Source organism: Winogradskyella sp. (assembly GCF_016744625.1).
Taxonomy (GTDB): Bacteria; Bacteroidota; Bacteroidia; order Flavobacteriales; family Flavobacteriaceae; genus Winogradskyella.
In genome coordinates this window covers 1-10,998 of record NZ_JADGDZ010000031.1, presented here as the reverse complement: position 1 = coordinate 10,998, position 10,998 = coordinate 1, and the positions used below count along the sequence as shown (strand labels likewise).

The window sequence follows — 10,998 nt, the reverse complement described above, 5'->3', positions numbered from 1 at the left end:
AATCTATAGCTTGTAAATTTTGATGATACAGAACATTTACTAACTTCAATTATCACTAAATCAGCAATTATTTATTTTTGGTCTTCTAACTCTAAATCACAGTATAGAAACAGTCATTATAAGGTTAATGAATTGAAGTCTAAATTCCCTGAGATGGATTTTATATCTATTAATGTAAATAATAATGATGATAAATCTTGGAAAAGCATCATCAGTAATTATAATTTCCCGACGACGAACGAATATAAATTCAAAAACTCTAAAGAAGCGCGAGAAACTCTAGCTGTTAATTATTTAAATAAAGCCATTATTGTTGATGATAAAGGTATTATTTTACATCCAAATGCTAATATCTTTAAGTCAGGTTTCGAAGAAACACTTGAAGAATTACTACAAAAAAAGCACCTTATAATTAAATAAGATGCTTTATAATTATCTATTATAATAGCTTAGTTTCCTTTCTTGTAATCCGCTAAAAATTTCTCTAAACCAATATCTGTTAAAGGATGCTTAAGTAATCCTGTGATAGAACTCAATGGACCTGTCATTACATCTGCGCCTAACTTAGCACAATCTATAACGTGCATTGTATGACGCACAGAAGCTGCTAATATTTCAGTTTCAAAAGCATAGTTATCATATATATGACGAATCTCTGCTATAAGATTTAAACCATCTGTAGAAATATCATCTAACCTACCAATAAATGGAGATACATATGTTGCACCAGCTTTTGCAGCAAGTAAGGCCTGACCAGCTGAGAAAACTAAAGTTACATTAGTTTTAATACCTCTATCTGAAAAATACTTACAAGCTTTAATACCATCTTTAATCATTGGTAATTTAATAACGATTTGATTGTGTAATTCAGCTAAAGCTTCACCTTCTCTGATCATACCATCAAAATCCGTAGAAATAACCTCTGCAGAAACATCACCATCTACAATATTACATATATCTACATAGTGCTTTAAAATGTTATTAGTGCCAGTAATACCTTCTTTAGCCATTAGCGATGGGTTTGTAGTTACTCCATCTAAAATACCCATGTCTTGAGCTTCTTTAATCTGCTCTAGGTTTGCAGTATCGATAAAAAATTTCATCTAATTTAAATTTGAATTGTTGTGTTTTTAACTGTCGCGAATTTACAACTTTAAAGGTTTTTTAGATGACTATTTTTTCAGAATCTATTAACAATATTAATTGATTGTAATACTAAACTCTTTAGATGTAGAATCTGAGCACAAAGAGTCTTCGTATCGGCCAGAATCTTCATCATAATACTCAGGTGGATCAACAAAAAGATGAACAGTAAAAGTAAAAGTTCCAGATGTTAATGGCATACCTTCAATTGATAGTGTTCTATAATTGGCATACATCTCTAAGCCATCTGGTAAATCTCCATAGATTTCATAAAAGTAATCGTAATCATCGTCTCGAGGATCATTCTTTACCTCTGAAGTAAATTCTTCATAGTAGTAGCTATTTACAAAACCGGCTTCAAAATATTTATTTGGAATTTCTGGTCTTTTATTGAAAATGCAGTCTACCAAATCCTCGCAACCGAAGAATAAGAAACAAAATACAAAAGGGAGAAGTTTTAATGATTTCATAATAGCTAATTTTGAAGACTATACCTCAAATAGCATACCACTTTGTCTATAGCTTATAATGATTCATCAATAACTTTTCATAAATGGTGTCTGGAAGAATGCGCTTCAATACAATTGAGAATTTTTGCATAAATGCACCAACCTTATAATGCGTTTTAGGATTTTTGGTTTTAATAATTTTAAAAATAGCTTCAGCCATCTCCTGTGGATTACTTCCGTTATCTACATGCTCATCCATCATTCTTAATGAATTTCCGTAATTTTCCTTATATGGTGAATCGTCTAAAGCTGGCGCATGGTAACGACCTGCAGCAATATTTGTTGCAAAATCACCTGGAGCAACATTGGTCATTTGAATACCAAACTCCTTCAACTCCATTCTAAAAGCTTCGGTAATTAATTCTAATGCGCCTTTACTTGCACTATAAACACCTCTGTAAGGCAAACCCATATAACCAGCAATTGAAGTGACATTAATAATAAGTCCTGATTTTTGAGAACGCATACTAGGCAAAACCGCTTTTATCACATTAATAGGTCCAAAAAGATTGGTTTCGAAATTGCGTTTTATTTCAACATCCGGAATTTCTTCAATTGGTCCAGTGATTCCTGCTCCTGCATTATTTACAAGAATATCAATTTTTGATTCATATTTTAAAACTTCAGTTATACATGTAGAAATAGTTTCTTGCTTGGTAACATCTAATGCAACTATAGGAAATTGGCTATCTGGATAATTCTCTGGATTACGACTTGTTCCGTAGACTTTAAATCCTTTTTCTTTAAGGTACTCACCTACCGATTTCCCTATTCCTGAAGAACCTCCTGTTATTAAAACAACTTTAGACATTAACTACAAAATTTAGATAAGCAAAATACGAATTTATAGGAGAATTTAGGGTACAAAAAAAGGCAAGCTACCTACATCACACCGCTACGACCATTTACCTTTGCTGCGTTCCCGCCCTGGAGGATTCAACAGGAGCTGGTTGTGTAGGACTTGCCAGCCGCAAAGATACAATCTTTTAATACTTTTACAATCATTTATACAATGATTTTTAAACTGAATTTTATTTAATAACTTGCTCAAAAATCAAAGACACCTTATGCAATTATCTAAATATATCATTCTCTTATGTTTAAGCTTAGTTTTTATTAATTGTGGAGAGACAAATGCATCAAAACAAACAGGCTTAACAATCAATACAACAGTAAAATCTCTTATACTTGGTGATACCTTAAAGTTATCCATTAACAATCCAAAAAAATTAGATATTACTAATATTAGCTACCAACTCAATGGAAAGGCTATTGAAAATAAAGCGGTTTTAAATGATATTACTTTAGGAGAAAAAGTTATAACAGCAACAATTAACTACGAAGACCAAACAGAAACCATAACTAAGTCTATTAAAGTCTTTAATAATATCATTCCTTCTTATTATACTTATGAAGTAGTAAACACATATCCTCACGATATTACATCTTATACCCAGGGATTAGAGTTTCATAATGGTGAGCTATATGAAAGCACAGGACAGAGAGGCGAATCAAAATTGCGAAAAGTAAATTTTGAGACAGGTGAAGTTCTAAAAAACGTCAATTTAGATAACCAATATTTTGGTGAAGGACTTACAGTTTTGAATGAAAAAATCTATCAACTCACGTGGCAAGCTAAAAGAGGTTTTGTGTACGACGCTAATACGCTCGAAAAACTAAGTTCATTTAATTATGGTACTAGTAAGGAAGGATGGGGAATTTGTAATGATGGATCAACACTTTACAAATCTGATGGTACAGAAAAAATCTGGTTATTAAATCCTGAAAATCTTACTGAAGAAAGTCACCTTGAAGTATATACTGAAAAAGGGAAAATCCCTAGTTTAAATGAACTCGAATGGATTGATGGTAAAATCTTTGCCAATATTTACCAACGTAATGGTGTTGTTATTGTAAACCCAAAAACTGGTGGTGTAGAAGGTGTTATTGATTTTAAACCACTCAAAAAACTAGTAACACAGCATAAAGAACTAGACGTTCTTAATGGTATTGCTTATCATCCTGAGCGTAAGACAATTTTCGTTACAGGAAAAAATTGGGATAAACTTTTTGAAGTGACTATAAAAAAATAACATTGTAGTCGATGCAAATATTCAAAAAAACCATAACAGTATCAAAAGCCGATTTAGACGATCTTAACCATGTTAATAATGTACGTTATGTGCAATGGGTACAGGATATTGCTAAAGAGCATTGGTTAACTTATGTGTCAAAAGATATCTTAGAGCGTTATTCATGGTTTTTGGTTAATCATTTTATAGAATATAAAAGTCAGGCATTACTTGGTGATAAACTGCTATTAAAAACATTTGTGCCTGAAGTTGAAGGCGTGAGTACAATAAGACACGTAGAAATTACAAATGCTAAAACTGAACAACTTATTGTAAGTTCTAAAGCAAAATGGTGCCTCATTGATTCTAAAACTCAACGTCCTACAAGAATAACTACTGAGATTGCTAAGCTTTTTAATTAACATTTCTTTAGGTTAAAGTTTATTTAATGCACTCATTAGTTTCAGATTAAAGGGTTTTCTTTAACATACCAATCAACTAGTATGCATCAATTAATTGTAATTATTTCCTTACTCTGCTTATCCTTTTCGCTAAATGCTCAAACCTTAAAAGGAAAAGTTTATGATGCTACAGGAACGGTTAAAAACATTAAAGTCTATAATGAAACTCAAAAACGACTTACTGTAACTAGCAAAGAAGGAGACTTTAGTCTAATCGCAAAAGTTAATGACACACTTTTATTTGAATCCATCTTTTATCATCCAAAAGTCGTTATACTTAATAACTCACACTTTAAAGACATTGCTGTTTTTGAACTCAAAAAAATAGTAAGTGAGCTTGATGAGGTAGAAATTATAGCAGAACCTGAGCAGCCTATCTTTGAAGAACAAACTTATAATATTGAACTTCAGAATTTAATACAAGAAGATATTAAAAACAATCCTGGACTATATCAACCAGCTGGTGCTACATATGGTGTTGATTTCATTGCTATTATTGGTTTAGTTGCTAAACTCTTTAAAAAGAAGAATAAATATAAAGTGCCAGCCTATAGTCCTATCACCTATAAGCAAATGGATTCTTTATTTAAAAAAAGTACATTTTTCAATAAACGTCTCGTCACCGAAAATTTAAAAATCCCAGAAGACAAAGCGCATCTATTTTATGATTTTTGTGAAGCAAAATATATTAGTTCAGAATTACTTAAGGACGAAAAAAAAATGCAACTGCTAGAACAATTAGTGCTAAATAGTCAACTTTTTTTAATCTTATTAGAGCAATATGGCGAAAAGAATGTGATTAAGGATTAACATTTGTCATTACTACAAAGTTAGAAATATTGTATTAAAAAATCGATTCCGTATCAAGTACGGAATGACAAACATTTAGTAAATATGTAGGACTTCATAATAAATCCTAAGTTCAAAAGTTATATTTTTAAGGCTTAATTATATTTATCTCTTATGAAGCGATTGCTATCATTCTTTATTTGTTTCGGAATCTTATTATTTTGGAGTTCTTGTCGTAACGATTTCGAATTTTCCCCAAGTACAGGAAATCTTGGATTTGCTAAAGACACAGTCTACTTAGATACGGTTTTCACCAATATTGGTTCTAGTACTTATAACCTCAAAGTATATAATCGTGGAGATGATGATATTGTGATTCCTACAATTCAACTAGAAAATGGTGTTAATTCATTTTACAGAATGAATGTAGATGGAGGTACTGGACTCGAAGGAGCACAAGAAGGTAAATTCTTTGAGAATATAGAATTATTGGCTAATGATAGCTTATTCATATTTATTGAAACAACAATAGATATAGAAACATTATCCAATTCTGACACTCAATTCTTATACACAGACCGTATTCTATTTGATAATGGTAACAATCAACAAGATGTAGATTTAGTTACCTTAGTAAAAGATGCAGTATTTATTTATCCAAATAGAGATGCAACCACAGGTATTGTTGAAACCCTAACCTTTGATGTAGATGGAGATGGTACACCTGACGAAACCACTTTACAAGGCAGATTCCTAGAAGATGACGAGTTAACTTTTACCAGTGAAAAACCCTATGTTATTTATGGTTATGCAGGAGTAGATGCCGGCAAAACATTAACCATGGAAGCTGGTACACGTGTCCACTTTCATGCAGAATCTGGTATAATTGTCACTAATAACGGAACACTAAATATTAATGGAGGGCTAAGCTCAGATCAAGATACTTTAGAGAATGAAGTAATTTTAGAAGGTGATCGATTAGAGCCACTTTATACAGATATTGCCGGACAATGGGGAACTATTTGGTTATTTGACGGAAGTGTAAACAACACCATTAATTACGCAACTATAAAAAATGCTACGATTGGTATTATAGCAGACGGAAACCAAGATGCACCTACAGACAAATTAACGATTACTAATTCACAAATTTATAATACAAGTAGTTTTGGTATTAGAGCAACTGGGACATCTATTACTGCAGAAAATTTAGTGATTAACAATTGTGGGCAATCATCATTTGCTGGCATATATGGTGGTAAATATAACTTTACACATTGTACTATAGCTAACTACTGGAATAACAGTTTTAGACAATTTCCTGCCCTACTCTTAAATGATTATGTAGAAGATGCAGACGGAATGACATTTACCAATGATTTAACCGAAGCTAAATTTAACAACTGTATTATCTACGGAAATGATAATCCTGAAATTTTTCTAGATGATAGAGGTCCTGTTTTTAGTTATAAATTCACCAATTGCTTAATACGATTTGACAATAATAACCTTGAAGGTACTGGCAATTATATGTTTGATGACACAGATTTCTATGTCGAAAACATTTTTAATGTAGATCCAGATTTTGAAGATGGTTTTGAAAACCTCATGCGTATTGGAGAAGATTCTGGTGCAAATGGCAATGCTTTTTCATTAATGCCTTCTGGCAATGATATATTAGGCAATACTAGAGATACTAATGCACCAGATTGCGGTGCTTATGAGAGTATTACTTTTGAGGATTAGTTAATTAGTAACACTTTGAAAGGAAAACTAGATTACATAAAATTCATTATAGAAATAGCTAAATATCTTTGGATATTCTTTAATGCATCTATAGCACTTATGTATTCTATTGCTTTATTCAACAAAATATCTAGACCAGAATTTAAGAATCTATCTTCAACTAGTTTTATTGTAATTGGAGTTATTTTACTAGTTTCAATAGGTCTAAATTATTGGGTAATTAAACAAAGGAAAAGCCCTTCAAACTAAATTGAAAGGCTTTCATATTTTTTGTTATGCTGAACTTGTTTCAGCATCTCATTTAATATTTATGCATTAAACAAAGGTCGTCCACCCATTAGTTCATTTACCTTTTTTGCAACACCTTCTAAAACAGTTTCACTTTCGTGATTTGTAAGTACTTCATCAATTAAATCAACGACAAAAGACATATCATTTTCTTTAAGTCCTCTAGTTGTAATAGCTGGTGTACCAACTCTAATTCCTGAAGTTACAAACGGAGATTCTGTATCAAATGGTACCATATTCTTATTCACTGTAATATCTGCTTTTACTAAAGCGTTCTCAGCATCTTTACCAGTAATGTTCTTATTTCTTAAATCAATAAGCATCATATGATTATCTGTTCCTCCAGAAATTAAGTTATAATCTTTAGCAACAAATGCTTGAGCCATAGCATCTGCATTATGTTTTACTTGTAACATATAGTGCATAAACTCATCCGTTAAAGCTTCTCCAAAAGCAATAGCCTTAGCTGCAATAACATGCTCTAAAGGTCCACCTTGATTTCCTGGAAAAACACCAGAATCTAATAAACCAGACATCTTACGAAGTTTACCACTCTTAAAAGTAATACCAAATGGATTATCGATATTTTCTCCCATCATTATCATTCCTCCTCTTGGACCTCTTAGGGTTTTATGTGTTGTCGTAGTTACCACATGGCAATGTGGCATTGGATCATTTAAGATGCCCTTAGCTATCATTCCTGCAGGATGTGAGATATCTGCTAGTAAAATGGCACCAACACTATCAGCAACTTCCCTAAACTTAGCAAAATCTATATCACGAGAATAAGCAGAAGCACCAGCAATAATTAATTTTGGTTGCTCTTTTTGCGCTTGGTCAGCCAGCATATCGTAATCAATACGACCAGTGTCTTTTTTTACACCATAAAATGTAGGACGATACAATTTTCCTGAAAAATTAACAGGAGAACCATGAGTTAAATGTCCACCATGAGATAAATCAAATCCAAGAATTGTATCACCTGGTTTTATACAGGCATGAAAAACAGCTGTATTTGCTTGGCTTCCAGAATGTGGCTGTACGTTAGCATAGGCAGCACCAAATAAGGTCTTTGCTCTATCAATAGCTATTTGCTCTACTTCATCTACTACTTCACAACCACCATAATAACGCTTACCTGGATAACCTTCGGCATATTTGTTAGTTAATACAGACCCTGTAGCTTCCATAACCTGGTCACTTACAAAATTCTCAGAAGCGATTAATTCTACACCATCTATTTGGCGTTCTCTCTCTGCTTGTATAAGTTCAAAAATTTGTTCGTCGCGTTGCATAAATAAAAATCTTATGTTAAATGAGCACCAAAAATACTAAATACATTAGTTTAAATATCAAAAATTCCTTAGGTTTGATTAGAAATTAATGAACAATTAATCAACAATTACAATATGCCATTATCAGCCAATAATCCAGATAGAACGTCATGGTTACATGTCGATAAAAATTCAGATTTCCCTATTCAGAACATTCCTTTTGGTGTTTTCTTAACCAGAGACGACATTATTACCATTGGAACTAGGATTGGAGATACAGCAATTGACCTAGGAGCACTGCATCAATTAGGTTATTTTAAAGGTATTCCGTTAACAGATGATATCTTTTTACAAGATACCTTAAATGACTTTATTGCTGATGGTAGAAAAACTTGGCGTTTAGTTAGAAATAGAATTGCCGAGATTTTTGATGCTGAAAATGATACTTTAAAAAATAACAACCCACATAAAGAAACAATTCTATTTCGTTTAGATGAAATTGAAATGCAATTACCTATTCAAGTTGGTGATTACACAGATTTCTATGCGAGTAAAGAACATGCTACTAATGTAGGTACTATGTTTAGAGATCCAGATAATGCCTTATTACCAAATTGGGTGCATATGCCTGTTGGTTATCATGGTCGTAGTTCTTCAATAATACCATCTGGTATTCCTGTGAATCGTCCGCAAGGGCAGACCATGCCAGAAGGAGCAGATAATCCAGTTTTTGGACCTTCTAAATTGATTGATTTTGAATTAGAAATGGCTTTTATTACAACTGATGCTAATGATTTAGGAGAATCAATTCCTATTGACGAAGCAGAAGAGTATATTTTCGGTTTAGTACTATTTAATGATTGGTCTGCTCGTGATATTCAAAAATGGGAATATGTGCCATTAGGACCATTTTTAGGAAAAAGTTTTGCATCATCAATGTCGCCATGGATAGTCACTTTAGATGCATTAGAACCGTTTAGAACAGAAAGCCCAAAACAAGACCCTAAACCCTTAGAATATCTTCAAACAAAAGGAAAAAAGAGTTTCGATATAAATTTAGAAGTAGGCATACAACCAAAAGGAGCAAAAGAAACTACAGTTTGTAAATCGAATTTCAAATATATGTACTGGAATATGGCACAGCAATTAGCACATCATACGGTTAATGGATGCCCTATTAACTCTGGTGATATGATGGGAAGCGGAACCATTTCTGGTCCAACAGAAGATTCTTATGGTTCTATGCTAGAATTATCTTGGAAAGGCACAAAGCCTTTAAAAATGAAAGATGGTTCTGAACGTAAATTCATTAATGATTTCGATACTGTAATTATGAGAGGTCATTGTGAAAATGATGGAATGCGTATTGGATTTGGTGCTGTAAAAACTCAGTTGCTGCCTGTATTTAATCCTAAGAAAAAGAAATAGTCAATCTATTATAATGATGAAAAAGCTCGTAATTAATAATTACGAGTTTTTTTATTTTAAAACGGAGCTTCGCAATTAAAATTAATCCATTCTTTTTTCACAGGATGCTCAAAACTTAAGGATTCTGCATGCAGATGTAAGCGATTAGCGACAGTTCCATATAGGTCATCTCCTACAATAGACATATTTAATCCTTTATGATGTGCTGCATGCACACGTAACTGATGTGTTCTTCCTGAAATAGGATAAAAATGAATCCTCGTTTTGTTATCCTTTATCTCAATAACTTCATATTTAGTTTTGGCAGACTTTCCATGATCGTAACAAACTAATTGCCTTGGTCTATTATTTAAATCTACACGAAGTGGTAAATCAATAATACCCTCTTCTGAATTTAGTGCTCCATTTAGTAAGGCTACATAACGCTTTTTTACTGTTCGATTAATAAATTGCTTTTGAAGGTTTTTGTGAGTCCTTGTATTCTTTGCAACCAACAATAATCCTGAAGTAGACATATCCAAACGATGCAATAACAAAGGTCCTGTAGCATCTGGTAAATAATCTTGCATCCGAGTTAATACAGAGTCTTTAATGGTTTTTCCAGGAACAGATAAAAACTCATGTGGTTTGTTTAAGACTAAAAGGAATTCATCTTCATAAATGATTTCTATATCTCCTTTAAAAGTACCAGCCGATTCAATAGGATTTGGTTCTACATCTAAACCTTGCATCATGTGCTCTAAAATGGGTTCGCATCTTCCTCTACAAGATGGATAAAATTGTCCATGTTTTCTAACCTCTGCGGTTGGTGAAATTCCCCAATAAAATTCAGCCATTACTAATGGCTTTAGATTGTTTTTAAAAGCATATTGAAATAGTTTAGGAGCAGCACATTCACCAGCTGCTGCAGGTGGTTTCCCTAAATCAGTTGTTTTAAAGATATCTATTAGATCTTTAGTTTCACCATTTACATTCAAGAAACTATATTTCTCATGAATTTGTCTTTGTAAACTTGCTGAAAGTGTTTTTCTCTCAAGTTTTAATGCTTCAATTGGTCTTACTAATTCTGTTAACTTCTTTTCAGCGTTTTCTATATTAGCTTCAAGATTCAATTTTAAGTATTTTAAATCAATATTATTTTGAATACTTTGTTGTTTCAATTCTTCAAAAAATGATTCTTTCTCAGAAGCTGAAAATTTAAGCTCTGCTTCTTCTCTAAGCAGCTTTCTTTTCTGCTTTTCATCTTTTGCATTCTTTTTAAAATCCTTAAGATTTTGAATAGCTTCAA

The 10,998-nt window shown here is 32.4% G+C and carries 12 protein-coding genes and 1 other RNA gene; 7 read left to right on the top strand and 6 right to left on the bottom strand.

Features of this window, described 5'->3' with window-relative positions; all coding sequences use genetic code 11:
* The first annotated feature begins 48 nt into the window (after nucleotides 1-48).
* Nucleotides 49-420 carry a thioredoxin-like domain-containing protein gene (locus QZZ53_RS08440; protein ID WP_365940469.1) on the top strand — a complete coding sequence of 124 codons (372 nt, stop codon included), beginning with the start codon at nucleotides 49-51 and terminating at the stop codon, nucleotides 418-420.
* A 29-nt stretch (nucleotides 421-449) separates the two neighbouring features.
* On the opposite strand, the gene fsa is transcribed toward QZZ53_RS08440, so the two are convergent.
* The 4 genes from fsa to ffs form a co-directional block, all read right to left on the bottom strand.
* Entirely contained in the window at nucleotides 450-1,103 is a 654-nt protein-coding gene (gene fsa / locus QZZ53_RS08435; RefSeq protein WP_296383533.1) for a fructose-6-phosphate aldolase, read from the bottom strand.
* 96 nt (nucleotides 1,104-1,199) lie between these two features.
* On the bottom strand, nucleotides 1,200-1,613 hold the full coding sequence (locus tag QZZ53_RS08430) for a hypothetical protein (RefSeq protein WP_296383531.1): 414 nt from the start codon (nucleotides 1,611-1,613) through the stop codon (nucleotides 1,200-1,202).
* A 46-nt stretch (nucleotides 1,614-1,659) separates the two neighbouring features.
* Nucleotides 1,660-2,463, bottom strand: a complete 804-nt coding sequence (locus QZZ53_RS08425) for an SDR family oxidoreductase (RefSeq protein WP_296383530.1) — start codon at nucleotides 2,461-2,463, stop codon at nucleotides 1,660-1,662.
* A gap of 57 nt (nucleotides 2,464-2,520) precedes the next feature.
* An RNA gene (ffs, locus tag QZZ53_RS08420) (signal recognition particle sRNA small type) lies at nucleotides 2,521-2,619 on the bottom strand.
* Nucleotides 2,620-2,719: 100 nt separating this feature from the next.
* Between ffs and QZZ53_RS08415 the strand changes: the two genes are divergently transcribed.
* The 5 genes from QZZ53_RS08415 (at nucleotide 2,720) to QZZ53_RS08395 (ending at nucleotide 6,969) form a co-directional block, all read left to right on the top strand.
* A complete protein-coding gene (locus QZZ53_RS08415) occupies nucleotides 2,720-3,745 on the top strand; it encodes a glutaminyl-peptide cyclotransferase (RefSeq protein WP_296383527.1) in 1,026 nt (341 codons plus the stop codon).
* Nucleotides 3,746-3,756: 11 nt separating this feature from the next.
* Nucleotides 3,757-4,146, top strand: a complete 390-nt coding sequence (locus tag QZZ53_RS08410) for a thioesterase family protein (protein WP_296383526.1) — start codon at nucleotides 3,757-3,759, stop codon at nucleotides 4,144-4,146.
* Between the two features lie 81 nt (nucleotides 4,147-4,227).
* Nucleotides 4,228-4,995 carry a hypothetical protein gene (locus QZZ53_RS08405; RefSeq protein WP_296383524.1) on the top strand — a complete coding sequence of 256 codons (768 nt, stop codon included), beginning with the start codon at nucleotides 4,228-4,230 and terminating at the stop codon, nucleotides 4,993-4,995.
* Between the two features lie 153 nt (nucleotides 4,996-5,148).
* A complete protein-coding gene (locus tag QZZ53_RS08400) occupies nucleotides 5,149-6,720 on the top strand; it encodes a right-handed parallel beta-helix repeat-containing protein (protein WP_296383521.1) in 1,572 nt (523 codons plus the stop codon).
* 15 nt (nucleotides 6,721-6,735) lie between these two features.
* Nucleotides 6,736-6,969 (top strand): hypothetical protein, encoded by a 234-nt coding sequence (locus QZZ53_RS08395; protein WP_296383519.1) that lies wholly within the window; start codon nucleotides 6,736-6,738, stop codon nucleotides 6,967-6,969.
* A 59-nt stretch (nucleotides 6,970-7,028) separates the two neighbouring features.
* On the opposite strand, the gene glyA is transcribed toward QZZ53_RS08395, so the two are convergent.
* Complete coding sequence (gene glyA, locus QZZ53_RS08390; RefSeq protein WP_296383517.1) at nucleotides 7,029-8,303, bottom strand: serine hydroxymethyltransferase; 1,275 nt, start codon at nucleotides 8,301-8,303, stop codon at nucleotides 7,029-7,031.
* A gap of 114 nt (nucleotides 8,304-8,417) precedes the next feature.
* On the opposite strand from glyA, the gene fahA reads away from it, so the two are divergent.
* Nucleotides 8,418-9,710: a fumarylacetoacetase gene (fahA, locus tag QZZ53_RS08385; RefSeq protein WP_296383515.1), complete on the top strand. Its 1,293-nt coding sequence runs from the start codon at nucleotides 8,418-8,420 to the stop codon at nucleotides 9,708-9,710.
* 56 nt (nucleotides 9,711-9,766) lie between these two features.
* Here the strand turns inward: fahA and QZZ53_RS08380 are convergent.
* On the bottom strand, nucleotides 9,767-10,998 hold a 1,232-nt coding region (locus QZZ53_RS08380; RefSeq protein ID WP_296383513.1), incomplete at its 5' end, for an RluA family pseudouridine synthase.